At 56.5% G+C, this 26,010-nt stretch carries 26 protein-coding genes; 23 read left to right on the forward strand and 3 right to left on the reverse strand.

Annotated features, from left to right (window positions below; translation table 11 throughout):
- Position 1 precedes the first annotated feature (1 nt).
- From BA6348_RS07875 to BA6348_RS07910, 8 genes are all read left to right on the forward strand, one after another.
- Positions 2-1,618 (forward strand): ABC transporter substrate-binding protein, encoded by a 1,617-nt coding sequence (locus tag BA6348_RS07875; protein WP_005832606.1) that lies wholly within the window; start codon positions 2-4, stop codon positions 1,616-1,618.
- Positions 1,619-1,714: 96 nt separating this feature from the next.
- Positions 1,715-2,674, forward strand: coding sequence for an ABC transporter permease (locus BA6348_RS07880; RefSeq protein WP_005832604.1), 960 nt, complete (start codon positions 1,715-1,717; stop codon positions 2,672-2,674).
- Positions 2,675-2,680: 6 nt separating this feature from the next.
- Positions 2,681-3,580, forward strand: coding sequence for an ABC transporter permease (locus tag BA6348_RS07885; RefSeq protein WP_007784508.1), 900 nt, complete (start codon positions 2,681-2,683; stop codon positions 3,578-3,580).
- 37 nt (positions 3,581-3,617) lie between these two features.
- Positions 3,618-4,628 carry an ABC transporter ATP-binding protein gene (locus tag BA6348_RS07890; protein WP_026558134.1) on the forward strand — a complete coding sequence of 337 codons (1,011 nt, stop codon included), beginning with the start codon at positions 3,618-3,620 and terminating at the stop codon, positions 4,626-4,628.
- On the forward strand, positions 4,621-5,601 hold the full coding sequence (locus BA6348_RS07895) for an ABC transporter ATP-binding protein (RefSeq protein ID WP_025849105.1): 981 nt from the start codon (positions 4,621-4,623) through the stop codon (positions 5,599-5,601). Before BA6348_RS07890 ends, BA6348_RS07895 begins: the two co-directional genes overlap by 8 nt.
- A 19-nt stretch (positions 5,602-5,620) precedes the next feature.
- The gene (locus BA6348_RS07900) at positions 5,621-6,568 is read left to right on the forward strand and encodes a DUF1177 domain-containing protein (RefSeq protein ID WP_005832596.1); all 948 of its coding nucleotides are present in this window, start codon (positions 5,621-5,623) and stop codon (positions 6,566-6,568) included.
- Positions 6,565-7,836, forward strand: coding sequence for a M20 family metallopeptidase (locus tag BA6348_RS07905; RefSeq protein ID WP_122953001.1), 1,272 nt, complete (start codon positions 6,565-6,567; stop codon positions 7,834-7,836). The genes BA6348_RS07900 and BA6348_RS07905 overlap by 4 nt, the downstream gene beginning before the upstream one ends.
- A gap of 50 nt (positions 7,837-7,886) precedes the next feature.
- Positions 7,887-8,666 (forward strand): IclR family transcriptional regulator, encoded by a 780-nt coding sequence (locus BA6348_RS07910; RefSeq protein WP_005832591.1) that lies wholly within the window; start codon positions 7,887-7,889, stop codon positions 8,664-8,666.
- A 146-nt stretch (positions 8,667-8,812) separates the two neighbouring features.
- Here BA6348_RS07910 and BA6348_RS07915 read toward each other — a convergent pair whose 3' ends face one another.
- Together BA6348_RS07915 and BA6348_RS07920 are read right to left on the reverse strand one after the other, a co-directional pair.
- The gene (locus BA6348_RS07915) at positions 8,813-9,367 is read right to left on the reverse strand and encodes a hypothetical protein (RefSeq protein WP_007784504.1); all 555 of its coding nucleotides are present in this window, start codon (positions 9,365-9,367) and stop codon (positions 8,813-8,815) included.
- A gap of 211 nt (positions 9,368-9,578) precedes the next feature.
- On the reverse strand, positions 9,579-9,947 hold the full coding sequence (locus BA6348_RS07920) for an HsmA family protein (RefSeq protein ID WP_007784503.1): 369 nt from the start codon (positions 9,945-9,947) through the stop codon (positions 9,579-9,581).
- Between the two features lie 293 nt (positions 9,948-10,240).
- Here BA6348_RS07920 and cuyA point away from each other — a divergent pair, with 293 nt between their 5' ends.
- From cuyA to BA6348_RS07965, 9 genes are all read left to right on the forward strand, one after another.
- Positions 10,241-11,245, forward strand: coding sequence for a D-cysteate sulfo-lyase (cuyA, locus tag BA6348_RS07925; protein ID WP_005832585.1), 1,005 nt, complete (start codon positions 10,241-10,243; stop codon positions 11,243-11,245).
- Between the two features lie 66 nt (positions 11,246-11,311).
- Positions 11,312-11,611: a PfkB family carbohydrate kinase gene (locus BA6348_RS07930; protein ID WP_007784498.1), complete on the forward strand. Its 300-nt coding sequence runs from the start codon at positions 11,312-11,314 to the stop codon at positions 11,609-11,611.
- A 202-nt stretch (positions 11,612-11,813) separates the two neighbouring features.
- Positions 11,814-12,707: an AEC family transporter gene (locus BA6348_RS07935; RefSeq protein ID WP_005832580.1), complete on the forward strand. Its 894-nt coding sequence runs from the start codon at positions 11,814-11,816 to the stop codon at positions 12,705-12,707.
- Positions 12,708-12,830: 123 nt separating this feature from the next.
- Positions 12,831-13,841 (forward strand): helix-turn-helix transcriptional regulator, encoded by a 1,011-nt coding sequence (locus BA6348_RS07940; RefSeq protein WP_005832578.1) that lies wholly within the window; start codon positions 12,831-12,833, stop codon positions 13,839-13,841.
- A gap of 242 nt (positions 13,842-14,083) precedes the next feature.
- Positions 14,084-15,067: an ABC transporter substrate-binding protein gene (locus BA6348_RS07945; protein WP_007780240.1), complete on the forward strand. Its 984-nt coding sequence runs from the start codon at positions 14,084-14,086 to the stop codon at positions 15,065-15,067.
- A gap of 152 nt (positions 15,068-15,219) precedes the next feature.
- Complete coding sequence (locus BA6348_RS07950; protein ID WP_025849093.1) at positions 15,220-16,116, forward strand: LolA-like protein; 897 nt, start codon at positions 15,220-15,222, stop codon at positions 16,114-16,116.
- A gap of 314 nt (positions 16,117-16,430) precedes the next feature.
- Positions 16,431-16,703 carry a cupin domain-containing protein gene (locus tag BA6348_RS07955; RefSeq protein ID WP_005827474.1) on the forward strand — a complete coding sequence of 91 codons (273 nt, stop codon included), beginning with the start codon at positions 16,431-16,433 and terminating at the stop codon, positions 16,701-16,703.
- Positions 16,704-16,903: 200 nt separating this feature from the next.
- Positions 16,904-17,596 carry an FHA domain-containing protein gene (locus tag BA6348_RS07960; RefSeq protein WP_007780247.1) on the forward strand — a complete coding sequence of 231 codons (693 nt, stop codon included), beginning with the start codon at positions 16,904-16,906 and terminating at the stop codon, positions 17,594-17,596.
- 344 nt (positions 17,597-17,940) lie between these two features.
- Complete coding sequence (locus BA6348_RS07965) at positions 17,941-18,525, forward strand: NTF2-like N-terminal transpeptidase domain-containing protein (protein ID WP_007780251.1); 585 nt, start codon at positions 17,941-17,943, stop codon at positions 18,523-18,525.
- A gap of 365 nt (positions 18,526-18,890) precedes the next feature.
- Here the strand turns inward: BA6348_RS07965 and BA6348_RS07970 are convergent, their stop codons facing one another.
- The gene (locus BA6348_RS07970) at positions 18,891-19,769 is read right to left on the reverse strand and encodes a proline iminopeptidase-family hydrolase (protein WP_005827466.1); all 879 of its coding nucleotides are present in this window, start codon (positions 19,767-19,769) and stop codon (positions 18,891-18,893) included.
- Between the two features lie 213 nt (positions 19,770-19,982).
- Between BA6348_RS07970 and BA6348_RS07975 the strand changes: the two genes are divergently transcribed.
- The 6 genes from BA6348_RS07975 to BA6348_RS08000 all read left to right on the forward strand — a co-directional run bounded on the left by BA6348_RS07975 (position 19,983) and on the right by BA6348_RS08000 (position 25,990).
- A complete protein-coding gene (locus BA6348_RS07975) occupies positions 19,983-20,888 on the forward strand; it encodes a hypothetical protein (RefSeq protein ID WP_122953000.1) in 906 nt (301 codons plus the stop codon).
- Positions 20,889-20,948: 60 nt separating this feature from the next.
- Complete coding sequence (locus BA6348_RS07980; protein WP_122952999.1) at positions 20,949-22,445, forward strand: sensor histidine kinase; 1,497 nt, start codon at positions 20,949-20,951, stop codon at positions 22,443-22,445.
- Positions 22,423-23,118, forward strand: a complete 696-nt coding sequence (locus tag BA6348_RS07985) for a response regulator transcription factor (RefSeq protein WP_005827462.1) — start codon at positions 22,423-22,425, stop codon at positions 23,116-23,118. Before BA6348_RS07980 ends, BA6348_RS07985 begins: the two co-directional genes overlap by 23 nt.
- A 27-nt stretch (positions 23,119-23,145) precedes the next feature.
- Positions 23,146-23,646, forward strand: coding sequence for a hypothetical protein (locus BA6348_RS07990; protein ID WP_026558138.1), 501 nt, complete (start codon positions 23,146-23,148; stop codon positions 23,644-23,646).
- Positions 23,647-23,805: 159 nt separating this feature from the next.
- Positions 23,806-24,801, forward strand: coding sequence for a beta-ketoacyl-ACP synthase III (locus BA6348_RS07995; protein WP_025849082.1), 996 nt, complete (start codon positions 23,806-23,808; stop codon positions 24,799-24,801).
- The gene (locus BA6348_RS08000; RefSeq protein WP_005827457.1) at positions 24,791-25,990 is read left to right on the forward strand and encodes an ATP-grasp domain-containing protein; all 1,200 of its coding nucleotides are present in this window, start codon (positions 24,791-24,793) and stop codon (positions 25,988-25,990) included. Before BA6348_RS07995 ends, BA6348_RS08000 begins: the two co-directional genes overlap by 11 nt.
- The last annotated feature ends 20 nt before the right edge of the window (positions 25,991-26,010 follow it).

Genomic DNA, 26,010 nt, shown 5'->3' on the forward strand with positions numbered 1-26,010 from the left:
AGTGAGGAAAATTAGCAAAGCCAAAGCGTTGTTTTCTTCTGTCATGGTCGTGTCAATGTTGGCACTCGCTGCATGTGGGGGACAAGGCAGTGCACCTGCCCAAGAGTCAAAGGGCGGTGAGCAGCAGGCGGCTGCCGGGCAGCCGAAAGACGGCGGCGTGCTGAAAATCGGTTTGTCGTCTACAGCAAAAACGCTGGACCCGATTGCGTACACCGGAGCTTATGAATCGAACATCATCCGCAGCATTGGCGACACGCTCGTCCGCTACACGAGCGACCTGTCCAAAATCGAGCCGAGCCTGGCTACGGAGTGGAAAGTGTCCGATGACATGAAGGTGTACACGTTCAAGCTGCGTGACAACGTGTACTTCCAGCCTGGCAAATACCAGGACGGGCGCAAAATGACAGCGGAAGACGTGAAGTACAGCCTGGAGCGCTCCGCGAAGCAATCCGCGCTCAAGCGTCTGCGCGGCGTGGAAAAAGTCGAAGTCATCAGCGAAAACGAGGTCGCGATTCACCTCGATGCGCCAAACGCAGCCTTGCTGGCGATGCTGACCGATGGCGGCAACATCATCGTGCCGCGTGAAGAAGTAGAAGGCTGGAAAGATCAGTTCGGCACGCATCTCGTTGGCACCGGGCCGTTCATGATCGACAAGTTCAATCAAGATGATTCTGTAAATTTGAAGCGTTCTGATAAATACTGGGGACCAAAACCGCATCTGGACGGCGTAGAGTTCAAATTCATTACAGATGCAAACATGATGACCAACGCCCTGCGTTCCGGCGACATCGACATGGTGACGGATGTAAAAGGCCAAAACCGCGCGATCATCGAGAAGGATCCAAACCTGAACCTGCAGACCAAGCCGGGCCTGTCCATCGAGTACATGGGCCTGAACCAGATCGAAGGTCCGACCAAAGACAAAAAGGTTCGGGAAGCCATCCGCATGGCGGTTGACGTGGAAGGGCTGGTAAAAGGCGTGTTCAAGTGGGGCGGAGCGGAGAAGTCGTTTCTGCCGCTGCCGAAAGCATCGTGGGGCTATGACGCGTCGCTCGAAGCAGCCGTACCTGCCTTTAACCCGCAAAAAGCAAAACAGCTTCTGGCAGAGGCAGGCTATCCGGACGGCTTCAAAACCGAGCTGTATGTAATCGCTTCCCGCGTGCCGCAGGCGACTATCGCGGCTCAGCAGTTGAAAGACAACCTGAACATTGACGCGGAAATCAAGACAGTAGAGTGGGGAACGTTCAGCGACATCGTCGCCAAAGGAAAAGCGCCGCTCTACATCATGGGCTGGTCCTGGTACCCAGACCCTGACTTCTTCCTCTACCAAATGTTCCACAGCAAGCAAATCGGCTCTCTCGGAAACGGCTACGCTTACAGCAACCCGGAAGTAGACAAGCTCCTGGAGCGCGCGACAGCGGAAACGACAGACGAAGCGAAGCGCAAAGAGCTGTACAGCCAGGCCATGAAGCTCATCAACGACGACAGCGTCCATGTGGAGCTGGGGCTGCTTGACGTGGCAACGGGCATGAAAAAATACGTGCAAGACTACCAGGTGCGCGCGGACGGCTCGATCTTCCTGGTGAACGACGAAACGAACGTCTGGCTGAACAAGTAAACAGCAGGCAAGCTTTTCCCGTCCGAAGAGAGGCCGCCTGGTCCTCTCTTCGGACATGATTCATCAAGCAAGAGTGGTTGAAAGGAGGAGAATGGATTGCTCAAACTGATTTTCAGACGGTTAGTCGACTTGATCCCGACGCTGTTTGTTGTAGCCACGACCGTTTTCATCATCACGCGGCTGATTCCCGGCGATCCGGCGGCGGTACTGCTCGGGCCGCAGGCTTCTCCGGATGAAATCGCCAAAATGCGGGAATCGCTCGGGTTAAACCAGCCATTGTACCTCCAATACGTCGAGTTTCTCGGCAGTCTTTTGCAGGGCGATCTCGGCACTTCGCTCGGCTACAACCAGCCTGTGATGTCGCTCATTATGGAGCGCTTCCCGAACACGCTTTTGCTTTCCGCCTGTGCGCTCGCTCTCTCGCTTTTGATCGGGATTCCGGCTGGCATCATTTCTGCGACCAAGCAGTATTCCGTCTGGGATTACACTGTCATGATCCTCTCGCTCGTCGGCGTGTCGATGCCGATTTTCTGGCTCGGGGTCATGCTCGTCCTGTACTTCAGCGTGTATCTCGGCTGGCTGCCGGCAACGGGAATGGGCTCTTTGTCCGAAGGCTTCGGCAGCGTCGTCACCCACCTGATCTTGCCGAGCATCGCCTTGTCGACCATTCCGATGGCGACTTTTGCCCGGATTACACGCTCCAGCATGCTGGAAGTGATCCGCCAGGACTACATCAAGACGGCTCGTGCCAAAGGGCTGCGCGAATTTTTCGTCGTCTGGAAGCACGCTCTGAAAAACGCGATGACGCCGTTGCTCACGGTGATGGGGATGCAAATATCGTCCATGCTCGGCGGCGCGGTGTTGACGGAGACGATCTTCAGTTGGCCGGGGATGGGACGGCTTGTGGTGGACGCCATCGAAAACCGCGACTTTGTCGTTGTCCAAGGAACCGTGCTGTTCATCGCCGTCATTTTCGTGTTGATTAACTTGCTCGTCGACATTTTGTACACCGTGGTCAATCCGCGCGTGAAACTATCGAACAAAGGGGAGGGCTGATCCGATATGAGCAACCATGCGCAACCGCTATCGCCAGCTCCCGCGACGCTCGCACCGAAGAAAAAAAGCAAGGAAAACAGTGTCTGGAGACGGCTATTGAAAAACAAGCTGGCGATGATCGGCCTGGTCATCATCGCGATCATGGTCATTTTCGCCCTGTTTGCGCCGCTGATCGCCACGCATGGTCCGAATGAGATGGATTTGGCAAATTCGCTGTCCGAGCCTGGCATCGACGGCCATTTGCTCGGGACGGACAACTACGGACGCGATTTGTTCAGCCGGATCGTCTACGGGACGCGAATTTCGCTGATCGTCGGGATTTTTGCCATCGGGCTTGGCGGCATGATCGGCACGTTGCTCGGGCTGCTCGCCGGCTATTACGGCGGCAAATGGGACGCGCTCATCATGCGCCTCATGGATGGCCTGTTCGCCTTTCCGTTCATTCTGTTGTCGATCTCGCTCATGACCGTGCTCGGCGCCGGACTGTTCAACGTCATTCTCGCCATCGGGATCGCCAACATCCCCGGCTTTGCCCGGATTGTCCGCGGCCAGGTGCTGGCGGTCAAGGAAGAGGAGTATATCGAGGTCACGAGATCGCTCGGGGCAAACGATTCCCGGATCATTTTTCACCACATCCTGCCAAACTGTATGGCACCGATCATTGTGTACGCGACGATGCACGTAGCCGGCGCGATCATTTCCGAAGCGGCCTTGAGCTTCCTCGGTCTGGGCGTGCAGCCGCCGACAGCCTCATGGGGCAGCATCCTGAAGGACGGAAAAGACTTCCTCGTCCTGTCCCCGCACATGGCTACCTTCTCCGGGCTGGCGATTTTGCTTTCCGTACTCGGCTTCAACCTGTTCGGTGACGGCTTGCGGGATGCGCTCGACCCGAAAATGAAAGTGTAAGCGACGAAAGCGAAACATAGATTGGGGTGAAGAGGAATTGGCAAAGTCAGATGTACTACTCAGCGTGCAAGATTTGGCCGTTTATTTTTATTCGTCCGGGGTCGTGAAGGCGGTAAACGGTGTGAGCTTTGACTTGAAGCAGGGGGAGACGATCGGGATTGTCGGAGAATCAGGCTCAGGCAAGAGCGTCACCTCGACCGCCATTCTCGGGCTGATTCCGTCTCCCCCTGGAAAAATCGAACGAGGCAGCATTTTGTTTGAGGGGAAAGAGTTGACGAAGCTTTCTCAGGCGGAAATGCGGAAGATTCGCGGAAATGAAATTTCGATGATTTTTCAGGACCCGATGACCTCCCTCAACCCGGTTTTTACCGTGGGGAATCAGATTATGGAAGTGATTCGCCTGCACCAGCAGCTCGACAAAAAAGCCGCCCGTGAGCGCGCCATCGAGATGCTGAAGCTGGTCGGGATCCCGGAGCCGGAAAAGCGTCTGGAGCAGTACCCGCACGAGTTTTCCGGAGGGATGCGCCAGCGCGTCATGATCGCGATTGCGCTGGCCTGCAATCCGAAGCTGTTGATTGCGGACGAGCCGACAACCGCTTTGGACGTGACGGTACAAGCGCAAATTTTGGATTTGATGAAAAAGCTGCAAGACGATTTGCAAACCTCGATCATCATGATTACGCATGACCTGGGCGTCGTGTGGGAGAGCTGCCAAAAAGTTCTCGTCATGTACGCCGGAAACACCGTGGAATACGCGACGGTGGAAGATTTGTACCAAAATCCGCTTCATCCTTATACGTGGGGATTGCTCGATTCGCAAATCAAGTCAGACACCGCAGGCAAGCTGCCATCTATTCCGGGCAATCCTCCTGATCTGCGCGAAGATATCGCGGGCTGCTATTTTGCTCCCCGCTGTCCATATGCCAAAGACAAATGCTTGAGCGAAAGACCGCCGCTGGTAGAAGCAGGCCCGAACCATTTGGTGGCGTGCCATTTCCAGACAGCAGACGAACGTCTCGAACGGAAGGGGGGAGCCGCACATGAGTGAGGCGATTATCCAGATCAACCAGTTGAAAAAGTATTTTCCCGTGAAGGACCAGTCGCTGTTCGCCAAGTCTTCCAAGGTCGTCAAGGCGGTCGATGACGTCAGCTTCGAGGTCAGACGGGGAGAGACGCTCGGCATCGTCGGCGAATCCGGGTGCGGCAAGTCGACGCTGGCCCGGCTGGTGATGCAGTTGATTCGCCCGACAGAAGGCTCGGTCATCTTAAACGGCCAGGATTTGGCCAAGCTGTCGGACAAGGAAATGAAAAAGGCGCGCAAGTCGATCCAGATGATTTTCCAAAACCCGTACGCGTCGCTCGATCCGCGCAAAACGGTCGAACAGCTCATCATGGAGCCGCTCGTCATCCACCAGGTCGGGACCCACCAGGAGCGGGTGAAAAAGGTGAAGGAGCTGCTCGCCGTCGTCGGCCTGTCTGACTACCATGCGACTCGTTATCCGCATGAGTTTTCCGGGGGACAACGACAGCGGATCAACATCGCGAGAGCGCTGGCGCTCAATCCCGAAGTCGTCATTTGCGACGAATCCGTCTCCGCTCTCGACGTTTCGATTCAGGCGCAGGTCATCAACCTGCTCAAAGAGCTACAGGCGAGCTTCAACCTCACCTACATTTTCATCTCCCACGACCTGAACGTCGTGCGCTACATCAGCGACCGGATTGCAGTCATGTACTTGGGCCGCGTGGTCGAGATGGGAACGTACGAGGAGATTTACCACAACGCGCAGCATCCGTACACGCGCGCCTTGCTGTCCGCCGTGCCGAAGGAAAGCCCCTTGGTGAAAAAGGAGCGGGTCATCCTGACGGGGGACGTGCCAAGCCCGATGAATCCGCCGTCCGGCTGCCATTTTCACAAGCGCTGCCCGTATGCGACCGACCGCTGCCAGACAGAAGCGCCTGCCCTCACGCTGTACGAAGAGCAGCATATGGTTTCTTGTCATCTTTTAGGAAATCTATCATAATGAAAAGGGGACTTGCTTTATGTCTTTCAAGCATGTAATCGAGATGTACGATCTCATGGATAGCGCTTACGTTACAGGAGACGACCTGAAGCGGTATTTTGAGCAAAGAGGTTTTCGCGACGTAGAAATGTCTACGGTCCATGGACAAAAAGGAAAAACCGACTTCGTCAAAGTATTGATAAAAGGAAAGAACGGCAAAAGCAGCGGCGGCACAGCGCCGACACTGGGCGTCATTGGCCGCCTGGGCGGGATCGGTGCGCGTCCCGAGCAAATCGGCTTCGTATCCGATGGCGACGGCGCTCTCGCGTGCATGGCGGCAGCGGCCAAGCTGGCGGAGATGCAGCAGCGCGGGGACGTTTTGGCGGGCGATATCCTGCTCACCACGCACATTTGCCCGGATGCGCCGACATTGCCGCACGACCCTGTGCCGTTCATGAACTCTCCTGTCGACATGCAAATCATGAATGCGAACGAAGTGGCGGCGGAGATGGACGCGATTTTGTCCATCGACACGACAAAAGGAAACATGATTCTCAACCATACAGGCTATGCCATTACCCCGACGGTCAAGGAAGGGTACATCTTGCGCATCAGCAACGATCTGTTGGAAGTGATGAAGCAGACGTCCGGCAACATGCCCGTGACGCTGCCGATCACGGTGCAGGACATTACACCGTACGGCAACAATCTGCATCATATCAACAGCATCATGCAGCCGTGCGTGGTCACGGACAGCCCGGTTGTCGGCATCGCGCTGACGACGCAGGTGCCAGTGGCAGGCTGCGCGACAGGAGCGACTCATCTCGTGCACGTCGAGCAGGTGGTGCGCTTCGTGATCGAGGTAGCCAAGCTGTTTGGCGTTGGCAAATGCGCGTTTTACGACGAAGCCGAGTTTGCGCGCCTGACGTCGCTGTACGGCTCGATGAAGCATCTGCTCACATTGGATGGCAAGGTGAGCGGATCATGAGCGCTGCGATCAAAGCGTTAAAAGACCAGGTCATCGCCGCTGTCGAAGAGAACAAGGAAGAGCTGATCGAGCTGTGCTGCCGCCTGATTCAGTTCCCGAGCGAAAACCCGCCGGGCGACTCTGGCCCGATCAGCCGCTATATTACCGAATATCTGGAGCGTTTTGGCATCGCGACAGACTGGCACGAAGCAGGGCCGAACATGTACAACCTCATTTCCCGAATCGGCAATCGGGAGAGCGGCAAAAAGCTGATCTACTGCGGGCATACCGACGTGGTGCCTGCGGGCGACCTCTCCAAGTGGGAGTTTGCCCCGTTCAGCGGAGAAGTCAAAGACGGCTGGATTTTGGGCCGTGGCGCCTCCGACATGAAAGGCGGCCTGGCTGGGCTGATTTTTGCCGCGACGATTTTGCAGCGACTGGGGATCGAACTGCCGGGACAACTGATTTTGGCGATCGTGCCCGATGAGGAGACAGGCGGCGCGCTGGGCGTACCGTGGATTTTGGAGCGCAAGCTGGTCGAAGGCGACGGCTGCCTGATTGCCGAGCCGTCCTCGCCGCACAATCCGACTTTGGGGCAAAAGGGCTCCTGCTGGTTCCAGCTTACGGTCAAAGGCAAACCGGCACATGGCAGCCTGGGTCCGATTGCCGGAAAAAACGCGATCATGGACGCGATTCGCGCAATCGAACGGATTCGTACCGTCTGGGATTATCCCGTCGTCATTCCGGATGAAGTCAAGGAACTGGTGAAGGTGTCCAAGGAGTACATGCTCGGCACCGAGCGGGAACCGTACCAGGACGTGCTGGAGCGCGTCTCTTGCAACATCGGGACGATTGAGGGCGGGACAAAAGCGAATGTCGTGCCGGACACTTGCACGGTAGAAGTGGACTGCCGCCTGCCGTTCGGCGTGACGCGAGCGGAAGTCATGGGCTACATCACCAGCCAGTTGGACGAGCTGGACATCGACTATGAAATCGTGCCGATGGGAACGCAAAGCCACGCCAACTACACCTCGCCTGACGACCCGGTCTGCCGGGCGATTGTCGACAACATCACGTACGTGACAGGCGAGCACGCTTTTGGCGTTCAGCAGTGGGCGAGCAGCGATGCCCGACATTTCCGCGCGTACGACATTCCGGTCCTGCAATACGGTCCGGCGTACTTGCCGAGCATCCATAATTTCAACGAAAAAGTGCTGGTGGAGGATGTCATCCGCTGCGCGAAGGTGTACGTAGCGGCTGCCATCGACTTTTTGTACGAGCAAAACTGATGAAAAGCTTTCGCTTGCGAGACAAGTAATCGTGAATAAGGGGAGTCGTCGTGTTAAAAACGTTGGATCAATCACTCAAATTGTTACAGCTTTTCACGAAAGAAAAACCGGAGTGGGGAGCCAGGGAACTCGCCAAGGAAGTCGGTTTGAATCACGCCAATGTATTCCGCGTATTGTCTACGTTCGAAGCCAATCGCTTTCTGGAAAAAGATCCCAAGACCAAAAAATACTCATTAGGCATTCGCTTGTGGGAGCTTGGACTGACAATGAGAGAGTCGTTCCATGTATCACGACTGATTCGGCCTATTTTGCAACGAATGATGGAAGAGTCGGGAGAATCCATTTTCCTGACTTGCCTGGACGAAGATGAGGCACTGACCCTCGATGCGCTGGAGCCGGACAACGTCGTGAAATACTCCGTGTCCGTCGGCAGCCGGGCGCCGCTGTTCGTGGGGGCCTCGTATCGCTCGATCATGGCCTACTTGCCGCAGGAGCAAATCGAGCGAATCATTTTGCAGGGCCTGCGGCAGTACACGAAAAATACGATTGCCGATCCGGACAAACTGCGCGAGGAGCTTGTGCATATTCGCGAAAACGGCTGGGCGATCAGCACGGGCGAATACACGCCGGACGTTTTGGCCATCGCTTGTCCGCTGTTCCATTACGACGGACATGTGATGGGCTCGTTGACGATCTCCGGCCCGATTTACCGGATGAGCGAGGAGAAAAAAGCAAAGTACATGGACATCCTGATGCGGGGCAAACAGGAAATCGACGAGATTGTCCAAAACTACCGCGTGGATCTTTCCCGCTACTATTTGTTTGGCTAGAGCAAGAGCAAAAGCTGTCGCAGATCAACCGCGATCTGTCGGCAGCTTTTTTTGCTCTGGCGGACAGTTGCGGGCAGGGCAAGGCCGTTTGATTGCGGCAGCGTGCGAAAACATGGCCGAAGAGTGGAGGCGCAGCCCCCATCCATTCAACAGCGGGAGGCGCCCGGACTACAGGGACGCGACCTCCAGGCGAAAGCAGGTCGTCTTGTTCCGCCCTGTAGCTTTGGAGTGGTACAATGCCTGATCGGCACAGGTGATGATGTCGACCGCCCAGGTGCCGTGCAGCGGATAGTGGACAGGGCGAGTCGGGCGGCATGGGAGGTCAGCAAGGTGCCTGCCGTGACACCTGATGCGGCCGGGCTGACCGCCTGGATGTGGCCAGTCGCATCTGCTATGAGCAGCGAGTGGAAATACTGCCGATTGGCCATGTACCACGCTTGCAGGTCGGTGTTTTTGAGCGGCTTGTCGCCAGCTTGTTTGGCAATCGCGTCGATGTTGTTTTGCAGCGCCGTCAATATGTCTGTTGTATTTTTCGCCAGCTTTTTGGCGTAATGATAGTTGTTTTCCAAATAGTTGCTGGAGAGTGAGGTTCGGTTGACATGAAGAGAAGAAATGACCTCAATCAAGATCGTTGCGAGCACAGAAAAAACAACAAGCATTTCCAAAATAAAGCGAAGCGTATAGGTTCTTCTTTTCTTCATCCAAACCCCTTCTTGCTGGCAGACTGTAGCGATCTGCTCGCGTGCCGGATTCCCTGTCCTTTGCACGCGAGCAGGCGTTTGTATTCTATACCCGGAATAAGCGAAGTCTAATCCCGTTCTTGCGCGAGAAAAGCACATTCCGCTTCCGCAAAAACAGGCTGCCCAACGCCTGGACAGCCTGCTTGTCGCTTTTATTTTTGAAAAGGGGCGTCTAGCCGTTGAGAAAGCTCAAGGCGACACCGATGGAGTACGGAATCAGCCAAAGAATCCAGACAAACAGGCTGAATTTGTGAAACTGCTTACGCTGGCTGTCTTGCTTTTTCCACAGGACGAAGCCTGCCCAGGCGGTGTGCAAAAACATCAGGATGAGCGCAGCCAATCCGGTGATGCCGTGCAAATTCAAAGGGGCGCCGTCAGCCAAAAGCTTCATGAAGGCCGTCCCGACCGTGTCGAACACAAGCCCCAGACAGAAAAAGGCGAAGTGCCCCCAGGCAAGCTCCCTGGAGCGGCGTTCCGCCCAGACGCCGATCGTGTACGTAACCAGTGCCAGATTGATGAAGAGTACAGCCCATACCAGCAAAAAAATCATCTCCCATTCGCTTCGTGATTGTCTACAAGAAGGAGTGTAGCAGAAGAAGATGAACAAGAGATGAACAGCGGGCGAGAACGATGTTGCGCTTATCAGGCGGGGCGGTTTTTTCGCAGCAGCAGCCAAATAATCGGCGGAGGTGGCGGCAGACTTCCGCGCTTTTGTCCAAAAGCGGTACGGCTGTGGCGAGAGAGCTTGGCAAGCGGCTGCCCGTCACGAGAGCAGGAATCAGCAAAAGCCAGCGCGTATTATTATTCCATCAAGCTCGAAGGGAGCCTTATGAGATGAAGCCAATTCGCTATGAGCGCAGAACATATACGCCAGGACCGACGCCGATCGAGCGTCTGGACAGGCTGTCGCAGGAGTTGGGCGGACCGACGATTTCGATCAAGCGCGACGATTTGCTCGGCTTGACCGCTGGCGGCAACAAGACGCGCAAGCTGGAATATTTGGTCGCCGACGCGATCAGGCAGGGAGCGGACACGCTGATTACGTGCGGAGCCGTCCAATCGAACCATTGCCGCCTGACATTGGCCGCGGCGGTTCGCGAAGGATTGCGCTGCCAGCTTGTTTTGTCCGCGCCCGAGACAGGCGATTACAATCCGCAGGCGAGCGGAAACCACCTGCTGTTCCATTTGCTGGGCGCTGAAAAAATCGAAGTCGTTCCCGCAGACAAAGATTTGCTGGCAGAGATGGACGTGCTCGCCGAAAGCTTGCGAAAAGCGGGGAGAAAGCCGTACCTGATTCCGGTTGGCGGCTCCAACGAGGTCGGCTCGCTCGGCTACATGGCGTGCGCGGAGGAAATCGAGCAGCAGGCGTGGGAGAGCTGCACGCCATACGATTACGTCGTGACGGCAACAGGCAGCGGCGGGACGCAGGCAGGGCTGATTGCCGGGTTCGCAGCGAGGCAGTCTGGCACGAAGGTGATTGGCGTCAACGTCAGCCGCGACCGTGCCGCCCAAGAGGCGAAGGTGCTGGAGCTTTTGCAGCGCACAGCCGCGACCGTCGGCCTCACGGGGCAGATTCAGCCGGAGTGGGTGCAGTGCGAGGACAGGTTTGTCGGGCCAGGCTACGCGATTCCGACAGAGGAAATGGTCGAGGCTGTACAGCTTGTCGCCCGGACGGAAGGGATTTTGCTGGACCCGGTCTACACGGGCAAAGCGATGGCCGGCCTGATCGGGCTTGTCCGCGAAGGGCGCTTTGGCCGGGACGATCACGTGCTGTTCCTGCACACAGGCGGCTCTCCCGCGCTGTACACGGCGCCGGAGCTGTTTTTGCCGAAGAAGTGAACGCTTTGCCTGTTGCCTTGACGGCCTGGCTAGGTTGATTTCAGAGCAAGAAAAGGAGAGAGAACCATGCCCGATGTAGTTGCCTGCGGCGAGCTGTTGATTGATTTCACGCCGATGCCCCATCCCGAGCCGGGAAAAGCGGCATATGAGCAAAATCCAGGCGGGGCGGGAGACGCCTTTTGGGGCGGCCTGCTCAGCCAATTGCTGGATGCGGCTGAACCGTTGGCCGCCATGACGGATGCGAGGCTAAGGGACATGGTCCGCTTTGCCAACGCCGCAGGTGCGCTTACGACGACGCGGACGGGCGCGATTCCCGCGCTGCCTGTTTTGGCAGAGGTAGAACGTTTTTTGCAACAAGCAAAATAGTGGCGCGGCCATCCAGCCGTCTTCCTGGAAACAGGGAGACGGCTTTTTGGCGAGGGGATCGGCTTTTTTCGGGAAAAAATCCCGGTGAGCTTCATAAAAGGAAATGAAACCGTTTGCGGCCGATAAAACGGTCATGAATGTTTTGTGAATTTTGCTATACTATTCTTAATTCAAGACTCGAATACAGAAGTGGGGATGGACCATGATTTTCCTCGAAGTCATCTTGCCTGTTTTGCTCATTTTTTTATCGGGGTACATTCTCCAACGCAAGTTTCAAATGGATTTGAAGCCGATTTCTTCGCTGGCGATTTACATTTTGACTACGGCGCTTGTCTTTCGCACGTTTTACAAGACAGAGCTTGATCTGCAATTGTTTTACATCGTCATCATCTCGTTATTGCTGCTGGGCGCGCTGATCGTGCTCACGCAGTTGACGGCGCGGCTGTTTAGGTACGACAAGTCGCAGGAGAGCGCCCTGATGCTCTCCACCGCCTTCATGAACAGCGGGAACTACGGAACGCCGATCATTTTGTTCGCATACGGGGATGCCGGGTTCACGTACGCGGTCCAGATCATGGTGTTTCACTCGATCATCATGGGGGTGTTCGGAGTCTACTTCGCTTCGCGCGGCGGGGGTGGCGTGGGCACGGCGATTCGGGCGATTTTCAAGCAGCCTTCCAACTACGCGGTCGTCCTGGCGATTTTGTTGCAGCAGCTCAACATCGTCATTCCCGAGAGCTACTATCAGGCGATCGACCTCGTGGCGCAGGCGGCGATTCCGGTCGTCATGCTCATCCTGGGGATGCAGCTTGCCAACGTGTCGTCCAAAGCGTTGGAGTGGCAAGGGCTCAGCGCCGCCAGCGTAATTCGGCTGATCGCTTCGCCTGTCCTGGCCTATGTGATCTGCCTGTTTTTCCCGATTGACCCGCTGCTGCAAAAGGTGCTGGTCATCCTCGCCGCGATGCCTTCTGCGGCGACTACGGCGATTTACGCCATCCAGTTCAACATGCGCCCGCAATTCGTTTCCAGCAGCGTGCTGGTTACGACGCTTTTCAGCGTAGGGACGCTGACGATTTTGTTAAACATTTTGCATTAGTCGATGCATGTGCCAAGGCAATCATTCGTGGCGAGAAGGTTGCCAAGGCCATGCTTTTTTCTTTATGATGAGAACAAGAATCGTTTTCAGCAAAGAATAAATATTAATAACAGGGAGATTGCCATGCATTCCACATCCATACATTCCATCTACGACAGTTACATTGACGCGCTGCCGAACGTTCGGCTCGATGACATCGGCACAGAGTTGGCGGGGGATGAGTTGTCCGGCTGGAACGGATACATCAACAGAATGATGCCTCGCCCTGGTTTGGAGATTGTCGATTCCTTTCACCGTTTTCCGGATGACCACGCCATGCATTTTCGCTCGGAGGCGGCCATGGTCGAGTTGAGCTTTTGCCTCCAAGGGACGGGAGAGGTGGCTGTCTCGGGCAGTTCCCAGCACGACCTGGTGCCGGACAGTTGCTCGCTGCAGTTGATGCGCGACTTTCAGGCGGATTTTTGCTATTTGGCCGAAGCGCCGTTTCGTTCGGTGGCGATCGGCATTTCGGTGGAGCTGTTCAACGAATGGCTCGCGCAGATGGACGAAGGGACGCCCTATACATTTGAGGGGCTGCTCGGCGGCCGTTCTTTCCGGATGTTTCGCATGCCGCTACGGCCGGATATGACGATGCGGCTTCGGCAGTTGATCGCGCCGCCGGCATCCCAGCCCAAACTGCGCAAGCTGCATGCGGAAGGCAAGACGCTGGAGATCGCCGCGCATGCGTTCGACACTTTGTTGTTCGGGCGGGAACCGGAGGGCAACAAGCCCGGCATGTCGCGCAGCGACCGGGAGAAGATTCACAACGCCAGGGAAATTTTGCTCGCGCACATGGAGGCGCCGCCTTCTCTGGTCGAGCTGGCGCGCATGGCCCAACTGAACGAATACAAGCTGAAAGTCGGGTTCAAAGAGGAGTTCGGCACGAGCGTGTTCGCCTATTTGCGGGAAAAGCGGCTGGAAAAAGCGCTGGAGCTGCTGCGCGCAGGCGAGCTGAACGTCAGCCAGGTGGCGCTGACTGTGGGCTTTTCCAACTTCAGCCACTTTTCCGAGGCGTTCCGCAAGCAGTACGGGCTTAACCCGTCCGACGTGAAGCGGGGAAGGCACGTGCTGCCGTATGCATCAGGCGGGAGATAATTCTCCCGCTTTTTTTACTGAATCGGAAAGGATCAAACTTCGAGAGCAAACTACCCGATTCAGCGAGAACAACCTTCCGCCGAAACGCGGTCGCTCGTCATTGGGGAGGCTTCGCTACAGGTTTTCTTATCCCGCCAACCGTATTTTTCGCCATCATCGGGTAGTTGCAAACGGCTTGCAAGAGTACGATCAAGCATAGTTGTTGAGAATCATTATCACAATGGTGGGGGATGACGGAACGTATGGCAAACAGAAAGAACGGCTGGATCGCAGGACTGCTCGGTCTGGCATTGCTCGTAGGCGGCTGCAGCCAAGCGGCGGAAAACAACGGTCAAGCAGGACAAACAGGCCAGGCGGACAAGCCGGCGGCGCAAGCGCCAAAGACACGGACGGTCAAGGACGCGGCCGGAGAGGTGACGATCCCGGCCAACCCGCTGCGAATCGCGGACGTGTCCGGGGCGACAGAGGAGCTGTTGGCGCTTGGAATTCGCCCGGTGCTGACGGGGAACAGCCAGTATCAGAGCCCGACAGAGCTGACGCCGATCCTGCAACAAGAGCTGGGTACAGACGTCGCCGTAGCGGGCTGGTTTCAAAACGAAGTAAGCGTCGAGGCGATTGCGGCGGCGAATCCGGACCTGATTTTCGCCGGGCCGAGCCAAAACAAGATATACGAACAACTGAACAAAATCGCCCCGACTGTGCGCGTGCCCTACGGCTTCAACGCGTTTCGCGAACGGTTTGACTTCATCGCGGAAACGTTGGGGAAAAAGCCGCAAATGGAGGAATGGCTAAAGGCGTATGACGACCGGGCGAAGGAGTTGCACGACCAGATCGCGGCGGCGACGGGCGAGGAAACGTTTGCGGTCATCGAAGCCACCCAGAAGGGCATTCGCATTTACGCGAAAACGGGGCTGGCGGACATGATCTACACCGACCTGAAGCTGCCGAAAGCGGCCGGGATTCCCGATCCGGACCCGTGGGGCGGCAAGGAGACGAGCCTGGAGGGGCTGTCGACGCTCGACCCTGACCACATCGTGCTGCTCGCCGATTCCGAGCAAAACGTGCTGGAAGACACGGCGATCTGGAGCAATATGCGCGCGAACAAAAACGGCAAGGTGTACCGCGTAACCACGAAGCAAAACTACGACGAAGCGTTTTTCGCGCTCGGGAAAAAGGCGATGATCGAGCAGATAGCTGCGGACATTTTGCAGAAAAATCAAAAGTAGGGCATTGGTAATTAAGGCAGGGGAAATAGCCCCTCCTTATTTTTTTAGAGCAGAGAAACGCACGTGGGCCTGAATTTTCCGAGAAACAAATTGCGCAAACGCTCGTCTATTATGTAAGGAAAGTTTGGAAGTAAATGTAATCAGGAGGAAACGTGAAGAAAATCGTATGGTTACACCTGCTAGTAGCACTGATCGCAGGCGGCTGTTCCCATCCAAATGCCGCCGACCTGAATCATTCTCCCCAGGCACAAAGCGAAGCTGTACAACCGCACGCTGATGCGCAAAAGGGTCCGTCGCTTCCCAAGCCGCTTGAACAGGAGACTGTTTTTTCGCCACAAAAACAAGCGGAAATCGCAAGCGACATGACCAAAAAGGAAGTTCTGACGAAGTTGCTGAATACGGTTGATTATTTTGAGACAGCGGTCGGCAAGTTTGAGCTCTTGCGAAAAGGGAAAAAGTCGCTTGTTGAGTATCAGCTCAGCCTGAGCGAAATGGAGGGAGGATACAGTAAAGTCACTGACTATGATGCCGATTCCAAGCCTTCAAGAGTATGGCTGACTTATTACAAAAACGGTACGTTATGGCGTACGGAAGACGGTTCCTCGGCAACATTGGACGCAAAGAAGTACAAATTCAACCGCTCGGGAGCGACGCTTATTCCTGAAGAAGCTTTCCGTACCGATTCTCAGGGAATGACAGTGACAACCTACCGTGAGCGACCTCCCATTGGCATCGCGCAAAGCTCCTTGTTTCCATATGAAATCGCCTCAAACTTTACGCGCGACTACAACGACTGGGAGATTGAAAAACAGGATGAACGGTTGCTAGATCACCATACGATCGTTTTAACAGGCAAGATTAAGAATAGCGACAAACATGGCGCGCAGACCTTTCGCTTTTGGGTCGACAAAGATTCGGGGATTCTCGCTAAATACGAATTATACGATGGAAACAGCAACGTTGTTAGCTATTTGAAACCAGTAGAACTTCACGTGAACGTCCCGGTTGAAACGAAAATGTTTGAGCCTCCCCATCAAAATAAAAAATAAACACATGAGGTCGCTGGCGGCGCATTCGGGGTGTACCATCTCCAACGCTCGCCTTGGCCAAGCCCCAGCCAGGGCGGGCGAAACTCGCTATGGGATGGGAGGCGGAGAGGAAGCCGCGTCCGGCCTGTTTGATTCGTTACAATTTTTTGCATCTTATTATCGCTTTGTGATCGCAAATATCATAAATCTATCAGATCGCTGCTATTTTTCCTGGCTCTCTTTTGTATTATCGTGGGGACAAAGGGGAGAGAACCATCATGGAGAAAATAAACATCGCGCAACAGTTTTCATTGTTACAGGAGTCTTGGAGCTCAATGGTCGTGGGCGAGTTGAACGATTCGGCGATCAAGCTGGAGCAGCTTTCGGGAGAGTATCCCTGGCAACAAAACGACCAGCAGGACGAGATGCTTCTGGTCGTCAACGGAAGATTGCTGATGATGTCCCATGAGCGCAATATTTGGATCGAGGCGGGAGAGCTGCTGGTTGTGCCAAAAGGAATGGCGTACAAGCTGTTCGTCCCGAACGGGGTATGCCACCTGCTGACGATCGAGCCAAAAAAGCTGGCGGCACTCAAGCGCTGTTCATGAGTTCCTCGCAAGCGAAAGAGCACGGACGTTCATACTTCAGGCAAAACAAAAAGGAACGAGCATAGCTGTCGTTGTCAGGCGCTTTCGGAAGCCGAAGATGATGGCGGCTTTTCTATATAGGGAAAAAAGGGTTGACTTTCCGGCAGTTTGGTATGTAATTAAATACGGATAGCTGCAACTCTTTTTTGAGGTGATGAACGTTGGAAGACGGCGTCTATGTCCTTATCAAAAAAGGCGATCCGGAGCTTGTGCAAAAGCGCCAGTTCCTGCGCAGGGACGAGTACACGATTGGACGGCGAGGGAGCCAGCTTGCACCTGACATCGCTTTTTCCAGCCCATATGTATCGAGAAGACATGCCGTGATTCGCAAAATCGGCAATCGCTATACAATATCCGACCTGGAGAGCAAGCACGGAACAGAGGTGAACGGGACACCGATCCACCAAACGCCGCAGCCGCTGTTTCACGGCGATCTCATCAGTCTCGCCAAAGGAGTCGTCGAGCTGGTCTTTTTTGCGGAAGGCAGCGAGCTGGATGTCACCAGAGAATTTTCTTTTCCGCTGCTGCAGTCAACCGTTCCGGCTGCCGTGTCCTCCGGTCTGGTCATCAATCTGGAGCGTCGGGAAATCCGGTTGGACGGCGCGCGGATTCCTTTGACGGGAAAAGATATGGACTTGCTTACGCTTTTGTATCAACGGGCCAATCAGGCCGTCAGCTATGAGGAAATCATGGTGTCGATCTGGCCGGAGCGAATGGTTCACGCCGAAACCAGCGTCCCGGATGTCGGGCGCGCCGAAATCAATGCGCTTGTCTACCGTTTGCGCAAGCGGCTGGGCAAGTACGGGAAAAAAATAACGACCATTCCCCGATTCGGCTACATGTGGGAAGAGTGAAAAAGGGAGACGAGCCAGCGGTCTTCCTTTTTGTACAGATAAGAAGGGATAAGATTCTTGTCCAGTATAAGGGCAACTAAGGCTGCACCAAAGGCTTGGCGCAGCCAAGTTTTGTAAATGGCTGAAAATGGGAGCGGCTGTTTTGGCTAATCTGGCTAATTTGGCTGTACGCGAAACACGGCTGCGCCAAAAAACGGGGCCAGCAAATGAACGAGCGGCCTGCGAAGAGAATTGTCTGACACTTAACATCTGTTTGTGAGCAAAATATCATCGTTTCATCAGCTTTCTTCCATATATTCTCTGTTTCCGCTGGTTTATCGTGTGAAAAGGAAGGTGAGGAACTGGTGAAAAAGGCATGGTTTTGCTTCTGGAGTGTCTTTCTCGTCATTTTGTCGGGATTTTTCTTCCTCATCTGGGACTATTGGCAGCAGGGGTCGAAGCAAGAGGGAGAAATGGCAAAGGCGGCTTTTACCGCCTATACGGCGAAATGGAAGCAGCAGCAGTTCAGCGACATGTACGAGCAGCTCTCGCTGGATGCGAAAGCAAAGGTGAGCAAAGAAGAGTTTGTCTCGCGCTATGAAAACATCTACAGCGGGATCGAGGCTACGCATATCAGCGTGGAACCGCTGTACAACGAAGACGTCGTCCCGGGCGAAGACGGGAAAATCAGCTTTCACTACCGGCTCAGCGTGCAGACGTTTGGCGAGCCGATTTCTTTTACAGGCAAAGCCATTTTGGTTAAAGAAACGCAAAACGACAAGCAAGATTGGTACATCAACTGGAACCCGTCCTTCCTGCTGCCCGAGCTGGAGCACGGGGACAAGCTGCGGGTGAATACGTTTCGTCCGAAGCGGGGAGAGGTACTGGACCGGGCAGGGCGGAGAGTGGCGGTCACATCCCGGCAATCCGCAGCCAATCAAGGCTTGTAAGCAAAAAACGATACTTCCCCGGACGGGAGTATCGTTTTTTTCTCGGGAAGAAATTAGCGGGGAGAAAGGGGGAGCGCGCCGTTTTGGTAATAGGCGTAAATTCCGATGATCGTGCTGTCTTCTTTAAGCCCGATCGCTATCAAGTGGAGATCACCTCTCAGACGAGCAAAACGAACGGAGTTTTTCACTGCGGGACGGCAGGCTGCCTTTTAAACTGCCATCCGGCGGTTCTGCCCGACAGCGGAGAAGGGACGGTCAAATTTTTGCAGCGAGCCGCTGCGATGCGAATCGTTTCCGGATAAACGCAAAGCCCCGTCTCGCTAAAAAAAGCTGCGAGACGGGGCTTTTGCTTGCGGCGGCGGAAATCAGCGCTTGTCCGCCTTGCGCAAAAATTCGCGGACGGTCTGCACGTACTCGGCCGTTTCTTCCAAATAGCCCATATGGGAGCTGTTTTCCAGGACGTGAAACTCGGCGCCCGGCACGAGCGACTGGTAGTAGCGCGTCGACTCGGGCGTCGCTTCGTCGTGGCGGCCGCAGACGAACAGGGCAGGGATGTCGAGCTGATGCAGCTTCGGCGTGTAGTCGAACGTTTTCAGGTTGCCTGTCGGACAAAACTCGGACGGCCCCCACATCGTCATGTACACGTCTTTGTTCGCTTTCGGGCGGCTTTCGGCGAGAACTTCCGGCAATGGCTCCAGGCGGCACACGTATCGCGCGTAGTACTCCTTCATCGCGTCCTGATACTCCTCCGAGTCGGTCGTTCCTTGTTCTTCGTGCTGCGCAATCGTCTGCTGAACCTCTTTTGGCAGGCGGGCGATCAGGCGGTCTGCGTCTTCCTTCCAGCGCTGGGCGCTCAGGCACGGGCTGGAAAAAATCACGCTCGAGACGCCAGCAGGCTTGGTGTCAAGCAAGTACGCCGCCGCCAGCATCGTTCCCCACGAATGGCCGAGGATGTGCGCTTGCGCCAATCCGAGCGCTTGCCGGATGCAGGCCAGCTCTTCCACGAACCGCTCCGTTTTCCACAAGGACGCATCGGTCGGCCTGTCGGAGTTGCCCGAGCCGAGCTGGTCGTAAAAAATGACGGGGCGCTCGTCGCCCAATACGTGCAGTGTTGACTTGAGCGGAGCGTGCGTATTGCCGGGTCCGCCGTGCAACACGATCAGCGGTGTCTGTTCGCCTGTGCCGACGCGGGTGTACCACACTCTGCCGCCAGGAACCTCTATGTAGCCTTCCTGCTTGTTCATCGTTTCCAACCTCGCTTTTCGTCCATTCTTGTAAAGTTATTTTTACCAATATACCATGTCTGGAAGATTTGTGCGCCGCAGATGCGCTGTGGGCACGGGCCTGTTTTTACACTTTTTTTAGAATTGGTTTAGAGCGCGTTTAGACCTCGCCTTTATCATCGCAGGTAGAGAAAGTGAAGCAGTCGCTTTCGAACTGAACTGGAGGGATGAGGAATGCGAAAAAAATGGCTGGCAATCGGACTGGCTGTCGGGATCGGCGGAGCGATGGCGTGGGGAATCGGCGTATCCGCGAATGCGGACAGCACGGGCTTTGCGGTGTACCAATCGGCTCTGCGCCAGACGAAAGAAGCGGGGAGCATGACCGCGCACGCGCAGCTTGAGCTGACGGACAACAAAACGACGCTGCTCGCAGTCGACGGGGTGGCAAAAGTCGACCACGAACAGCGGCTGGGCAGCGTGAACGGGACTTTTTCCGGCGCGAACGGCGAGGGTAGCTTTCAGGTGTTTCGCAAGCAGGATCAGGTTGTTTTTAAGCAAGGGGATCGCGACGTGTATCGCGTCATGGAAGCAATGGATTGGGGACGCGAGGGTCGGCGAGGCGCTCATGGGGAGCCGAGTGCGATGATGAGCCAGTTGCACAACGCCTTGTTCGGCGAGATTGGCAGAGAGGCGACCGTCGAGAATTTGCCGAACGGAGGCAAGCAGGTCACCTTGCAGCTCTCCCGGGAGCAACTGCCGATGTTCGCCAAATTCGCCGGGCCGATGATCTATGCGAAGATCGCCGAGCGCAGTCAGGAAGCGGCGGCTCGCGAGCACGGGCCAGCCGTGAAGCTGCCGCTTCTGCAAGAAGACGTCCAGCTTGCGCAAGTCGTGCTGAACGCGACGATGAACGAAAAGAACCAGATCGAGCGGCAAACCGCCGAGGTAGAGCTGGTGGGCACAGACGCGGCAGGTACTGAGCACACGCTGCGCCTGTCTGTGGACATCCGCCTGTCCGACCTGGCCGCAACTGTGCCTGAGCAGATTGACTTGACGGGAAAACAGGTGGAGAAGGTCACCCGCGAGGAGCTGCGAAGCCACTGGAAACAAGGCGGCTGGGGACAGCACGAGGCGCAGTAAGCCTTTTGCAAACGACTGTAGTATAATGGCAGCAATCATACGCGCGGGAGGGGAACGGCCATGTCGATCAAAACGAGACTGCTGCTATCATATATCGCCATGATTGTCGTTCCCGTCGTCTGCTTCGCACTGGTGGCCTCGTTGCTGGGCGCTTTTTTTCTGGGGGAGTCGTTCCCGCACGGAACAGGAAAAGAGCCGGGGAAGCCCTTGTTCCGGCAGACGCAAGAACGGCGGGACGAGCTGTTCGCCGGGCTTGCTTTTCTGGCCCGCTACGACGCGGAGCGGCTTTTGCAGCAGGACGTGCTGGCCGAGACAGACGAAGAGTTGCGGCGTCTTGGCGGAGCGCTGATGTTAGCTAAAAACGGGGCGGTGCTGTTCGCTTCCCCTTCGCTTGAGCAGGCGGACTGGGCGAAGTATATGCAGCCGCCTGCGCACGATGAGCGCACGCGCCGCTTGCCGCCGTGGAGCAGCAAAGGCTACGCCGTCGAGACGCATTCGTTTGCCTTTGCGGACAAAAGCGAGGGCACGCTCTATTTTCTTCGCGATGACAGCCCTGCGTTTACGTCAGGCGTTTCTTTCTTTGCGGCCATGGTCGTCAGTTTCCTCGCCATTGTCGGGCTGACGAACGGCGTGTTGACCTACCTCGTCTCGCGCAGCATCATCCGCCCGCTGTACGCGCTCAAGCAGGCGGCGCACGAGATCAAGGAAGGCAACCTGGAACGTCCTGTCCTGCTCGGGCGAAAAGACGAACTGGGCGAGCTGGGCGAAGCGTTCGAAGAAATACGCGTTCGCCTGCACGATTCGATCCGGCTGCAACTGCAATACGAGGAAAACCGCAAAGAGCTGATCTCCAGCATCTCGCACGATTTGAAAACGCCGATTACGGGGATCAAGGCGTGCGTGGAAGCGGTGCTGGACGGAATTGCCGACACAGAGGCCAAGCGCGAAAAATATATGCGGATGATCGCGGGCAAATCTGTGCAGATGGATCGCTTGATCGACGAGCTGCTGCTGTATTCGCGGCTGGATTTGAACAAGCTGCCGTTTCATCTGGAGCCGGTCGACATTCGCGCCTATGTGGCAGACTGCGTGCAGGAGCTGCGTCTAGAGCCGCGGCTGTCCGGTGTGCACATCAGCGCGGCAGGGACGGCGGGCGAGCCGCTTATCGTCATGGCGGACCGCGAAAAGCTGCACCGGGTGTTAATGAACATCGTCGACAACAGCCTGAAATACATGGAGCAGGAAAACAGGCGGCTTTCGATACAACTGGAAGCGACAGCCGACGAGGCGATCGTGACGGTTGCCGACAACGGGACGGGGATCAGCGAGGAAGCGATGCCTTACATCTTCGACCGCTTTTACCGCGCGGACCGTGCCCGCACTACCGCTACAGGCGGCAGCGGGCTCGGGCTTGCCATCGTCAGGCAACTGGTGGAAGGACACGGCGGACGGGTCTGGGCGCACAGCGAGGTCGGTCGCGGGACGAGCATTCATGTTTCCTTGCCACTGCAAAAAGGGACAGGGGGTGAAGCGGATGAAGCACATTCTCATTATTGAAGACGATACAGTGATCGCCGAGGTGGAAAAAGATTATTTGGAAGCGAACGGCTATGCGGTCGAAGTCGCGCACTCCGGCGAGGTCGGCTTGCAAAAGGCGCTGGCGGAGGATTACGACCTCATCATCCTGGACTTGATGCTGCCCGTGGTAGACGGATTTGCCATTTTGCGCGAGGTGCGCGCGGCGAAAAACATTCCGATCCTGCTCGTCTCCGCGAAAAAGGAAGACGTAGACAAAATTCGCGGGCTGGGCCTGGGCGCAGACGACCATATCAGCAAGCCGTTCAGCCTGGGCGAGCTGGTGGCGAGGGTGAAAGCACATCTGGCGCGCTACGACCGCCTCGTGTCCGAAGCGGCGCAGCGCGCGCCGAAGGACGAGCTGCGCATCCGCGGCATCCGGATCGACAAGCTCGCGCGCAAAGTGTACGTCAATGGCGGGGAAGTTCCGCTGACCTCGAAGGAGTATGAGCTGCTGCTTTTTTTGGCGACGCATCCGAACTGGGTGTTCAGCAAAAACGAGCTGTTTGAAAAAATATGGGGACTGGATTCCCTTGGCGACATTGCGACTGTGACCGTGCACATCAGCAAGCTGCGCGAAAAAATCGAAAGCGATCCATCCAAGCCGCAGTACATCGAAACGGTCTGGGGAGTCGGGTACCGTTTTCAACTGTAGCGGTGGGGAGCGCACAGAGGTGAAACCATGGCCAGAATCGGTTTGAACCAGAAAAAATGGCTGCTGCTTTTGCACTTGCTCTTTTCCGCGATCATGCTGGGCGGAGCCGTCATCTTTCTCGTGTTGAGCATCGTGGCGGCGAATACGGACGATGCGGGCATTTTTACTGCCTGCTACACCGCCATGCATGCGCTGGCGAAAACGAGTGTGCGGGCGTCGACGATCGGGACGATTGTGACCGGAGTGCTTTTGTCTGTCTGGACGCACTGGGGACTGTTTCGCTACTACTGGATAATCGCCAAGGAAGTGCTCACGCTGGTCGCTGTACTGCTCGGGCCCATCGGCATGTATGTGTGGACACTGCAGGCGGTGACGATTTCCCGGGCAGAAGGGCTTGGGGCGGCGGAAAACTCGGCTTTTCTCGTCAACAGCGGGCAGCTCTGGACGGGCATTGTCTTGCAGGTGCTCTCGCTTTTCCTGTTATTTCTTTTGTCTGTTTTCAAGCCGTGGGGGAAACGAAAAAGCTAGCACAAACGTCTTTGTTGGAGACTACCTTTTGCGTACAGGCGAAAGGTAGTTTTTTGCTTTTGAGAAATAATCCCCACAAGCTGCCATTCTTTTTCGTAAAATGGATAAAAGTGACGGCATACAGTGTGAGAGACATCAAAACCGAGGGAGAGCCAGATGATGGAGAGAAGAATCAAGTTGTTGGGCACCGGGAAGTACCTGCCTGCACGGCAAGTGACGGCAGCCGAGCTGGATGAGCGGCTGGGGCTTGCCGCCGGATGGACGGAAAAGAAATCCGGGGTTCGCGTCAGACATTATGTGACGGGGGAAACTGCGGCACAGATGGGCGCAAGCGCGGCGCGGCAGGCAGTCGCGGCGGCGGGCATCGCGCTTTCAGAGCTCGACTGCATCGTGTGTGCGAGCGGTACGGCCCAGCAGGAGATTCCGTGCACGGCGGCGCTGATTCAGGAAGAGCTGGGGCTTGCAGGGACGGGGATCGCCTGCTTTGACATCAATTCTACCTGCCTGAGCTTTGTAACGGCACTGGATGTCATGTCCTGTACGATGGCGCTCGGCGTGTATGAGCGCGTGCTGATCGTTTCGACGGAGATCGCCTCGGCGGGACTGAACTGGAAGCAAAAAGAAAGCTGCGTGCTGTTCGGAGACGGCGCGGCGGCTGTGGTCGTCGGCCGGACGCCGGATCACGAGGCGTCCCGCATCCTTGGCTCGGCGATGAAAACGTATAGCGAAGGGGCCCACTACTCGGAAATTCGCGGCGGCGGAACGATGCTGCACCCGCGCGAGTACGTGAACGGGTACGAGGACGACTTTGCTTTTGATATGGATGGGCGCAAAATTTTTCGGCTGACCTCGCAGTTGATTACCGGGTTTGTAGACAGCCTGCTCGCCAGTGCGGCTGTCGGCAAAAAACAGCTTCGGGCCGTGATCCCTCACCAGGCGAGCGGCATGGCGCTGCGCATCATGCAAGGCAAGCTGGGCTTTTCCGCCGAGCAGATGGTCAACATCATGGAAGACCACGGCAATGTGATTGCGGCTTCCATCCCGATGGCGCTGCACGAGGCGATCAGCCAAGAGCGGGTGGCGCGGGGAGACTACATGCTGCTCTTGGGCACGTCCGCTGGCTTGTCGCTCGGGGGCATCGTCCTTGCGTATTGAGCGGACGGTTTTGCTGACCGGAGGCAGGGCGCCTGCCACGCTGGAGCTGGCCCGTTTGCTGCGTGCAGCGGGACAGCGCGTGATTGTGGCCGAGAGCGCGGCCCGGCATTTGTGCGCGCATTCCCGCTACGTGCAGCGCTCGTATCGCGTCCCGCCGCCCAGGACGCAGCCAGAGGCGTACATCGACGAGCTGTGCCAGATCATGCGCAAGGAACGGGTCGACCTGCTCATTCCGACGTGCGAGGAAATTTTTTACGTCGCGCACGGCCGCGAGCGTCTGCTTGCGCATGGCGATGTGCTGGTAGAGCCGCTTGCCGTGCTGCGGACGCTGCATGACAAATCGGAGTTCGGGAAGCTGGCGCGAGGCGCGGGGGCGCTCGTTCCGCATACGGTTCGGGCGGAATCGGCAGATGAGCGGGATGCGGCGATTCGCCAGGCGACAGGCCCGGTCGTGCTAAAGCCCGTCTACTCCAGATTCGCTGCCCACGTCCAGATCATCTCCGAGCCGTCCCGGGCCAGGCTGTCTGCGCTGCCCGTCCCTTCCGCCCGTCAGCCGTGGCTCGTCCAGCGGTTTATCGCGGGGCGCCAGTTGTGCAGCTACGCGGTCGCGCGCGAAGGGGAGCTTGCGCTGTACGCGGACTACGAGACGGTGCATACGGCGGGGCAGGGGGCGACGATTCATTTCGCCTATGCCGCGCACGCAGGCGTCAAAGATTTTGTCACCCGCTTTGTGCGCAGGCACCGGCTTAGCGGGCAAATCGCTTTTGACTTCATCGAGAGCAAGACAGGCGAGCTGTACGTGATCGAGTGCAACCCGAGGCTGACGAGCGGCATCCATCTGTTTGCGGGACAAACAGCCGCAGCGGACGCTTTTTTGGCGGGCAAATCGCAGGGCGGAGCGGAAGGCAGGGCGGAAGCGGTCGTCCCGCAGGCGGGCCAGACCTGCATGCTGACGATGGCGATGCTGACCTACGGACTGGCGAACGTCAAAGACTGGCGCGGCTGGACGCGCTGGGTCCGCGACCTGTGCAACGCAAGAGACGTGCTGTTTCGCGCGGAGGACCCGCGGCCGTTTTTCGACCAGTTTATGATGCTCGGCGATCTGGCCTGGCAGAGCTTGCGGACGAAGACGAGCCTGCTCGCTTGCAGTACGAGCGATATCGAATGGAACGGAGAAACGCCGCAGTAACGGCCAAAAGCGGATTTTTT

This window comes from Brevibacillus agri, from assembly GCF_004117055.1.
GTDB classification, from domain to species: domain Bacteria; phylum Bacillota; class Bacilli; order Brevibacillales; family Brevibacillaceae; genus Brevibacillus; species Brevibacillus agri.

Bases quoted from the DNA above. Each gene is read 5' to 3' on its own strand.
- BA6348_RS07885 (WP_007784508.1), top strand. From the start codon at position 2,681: ATGAGCAACCATGCGCAACCGCTATCGCCAGCTCCCGCGACGCTCGCA.
- BA6348_RS07895 (WP_025849105.1), top strand. From the start codon at position 4,621: ATGAGTGAGGCGATTATCCAGATCAACCAGTTGAAAAAGTATTTTCCC.
- BA6348_RS07900 (WP_005832596.1), top strand. From the start codon at position 5,621: ATGTCTTTCAAGCATGTAATCGAGATGTACGATCTCATGGATAGCGCT.
- BA6348_RS07905 (WP_122953001.1), top strand. From the start codon at position 6,565: ATGAGCGCTGCGATCAAAGCGTTAAAAGACCAGGTCATCGCCGCTGTC.
- BA6348_RS07915 (WP_007784504.1), bottom strand. From the start codon at position 9,367: ATGAAGAAAAGAAGAACCTATACGCTTCGCTTTATTTTGGAAATGCTT.
- cuyA (WP_005832585.1), top strand. From the start codon at position 10,241: ATGAAGCCAATTCGCTATGAGCGCAGAACATATACGCCAGGACCGACG.
- BA6348_RS07930 (WP_007784498.1), top strand. From the start codon at position 11,312: ATGCCCGATGTAGTTGCCTGCGGCGAGCTGTTGATTGATTTCACGCCG.
- BA6348_RS07935 (WP_005832580.1), top strand. From the start codon at position 11,814: ATGATTTTCCTCGAAGTCATCTTGCCTGTTTTGCTCATTTTTTTATCG.
- BA6348_RS07940 (WP_005832578.1), top strand. From the start codon at position 12,831: ATGCATTCCACATCCATACATTCCATCTACGACAGTTACATTGACGCG.
- BA6348_RS07945 (WP_007780240.1), top strand. From the start codon at position 14,084: ATGGCAAACAGAAAGAACGGCTGGATCGCAGGACTGCTCGGTCTGGCA.
- BA6348_RS07955 (WP_005827474.1), top strand. From the start codon at position 16,431: ATGGTCGTGGGCGAGTTGAACGATTCGGCGATCAAGCTGGAGCAGCTT.
- BA6348_RS07970 (WP_005827466.1), bottom strand. From the start codon at position 19,769: ATGAACAAGCAGGAAGGCTACATAGAGGTTCCTGGCGGCAGAGTGTGG.
- BA6348_RS07975 (WP_122953000.1), top strand. From the start codon at position 19,983: ATGCGAAAAAAATGGCTGGCAATCGGACTGGCTGTCGGGATCGGCGGA.
- BA6348_RS07980 (WP_122952999.1), top strand. From the start codon at position 20,949: ATGTCGATCAAAACGAGACTGCTGCTATCATATATCGCCATGATTGTC.
- BA6348_RS07985 (WP_005827462.1), top strand. From the start codon at position 22,423: ATGAAGCACATTCTCATTATTGAAGACGATACAGTGATCGCCGAGGTG.
- BA6348_RS07990 (WP_026558138.1), top strand. From the start codon at position 23,146: ATGGCCAGAATCGGTTTGAACCAGAAAAAATGGCTGCTGCTTTTGCAC.
- BA6348_RS07995 (WP_025849082.1), top strand. From the start codon at position 23,806: ATGGAGAGAAGAATCAAGTTGTTGGGCACCGGGAAGTACCTGCCTGCA.